Origin of the sequence: Paraburkholderia sp. Ac-20347, from assembly GCF_017104805.1 — a bacterium.
Taxonomy (GTDB): Bacteria; Pseudomonadota; Gammaproteobacteria; order Burkholderiales; family Burkholderiaceae; genus Paraburkholderia; species Paraburkholderia tropica.
Map to the genome: position 1 here is coordinate 1 of NZ_JAAGPN010000628.1, position 565 is coordinate 565.

Genomic DNA, 565 nt, shown 5'->3' on the forward strand with positions numbered 1-565 from the left:
GTCGCGTGAGATCGACGCGCGGGCGCTGCCAATTCGCGGGCGCGTGGTGATCGGCGGCGGGCTGCGGCGTCGGGATCGCGAAATCGGCATGACGTTGCGCGGCGTCGAGCAACGCGGCGGCGCCGTGCGAGGCGATCACGTCGCGCATGCGCAATTGATCGAGCGCGGCGAGATCGAGAAACGCATGCAGCAGCGCGCGGATCAGCGCCTGAACGTGCGTGGCGGCGATGACGCCGGGCGCGCCGTCGTCCGGGCAACCGGCGAGGCCGAACGCGAAACGCGTTGCGTCGCCTTCGCGCGTGGCCGCGAGCCAGATATCGTGCGGATGATCGAGCGCCGCGAGTGACTCGCCGCCGTCGATCAGCAGGGCGAATTTCGGCGACAGCGCGGCGAAGCGCGGCTCGTTTTGCAGCATCGCGACGAGCGGCGCGGCGAGCGTCGTGGTGTCGAACAGCGCGTGCGGATCGAGGCCCGCGAGCGGGCTCAGCATCAGATTGCGCAACTCGTCGGCGGCGCACAGATTCGCGGGCGTCTGCACGCCGTTCGCGGGGCCGAGGCCGCCGGC

Annotated in this window: 1 pseudogene; it reads right to left on the reverse strand. The window is 71.5% G+C overall.

The annotated features are described in order from the left end of the window. A pseudogene (locus tag G3N97_RS39110) lies at window positions 1-565 on the reverse strand (oxidoreductase); the annotation flags it as partial.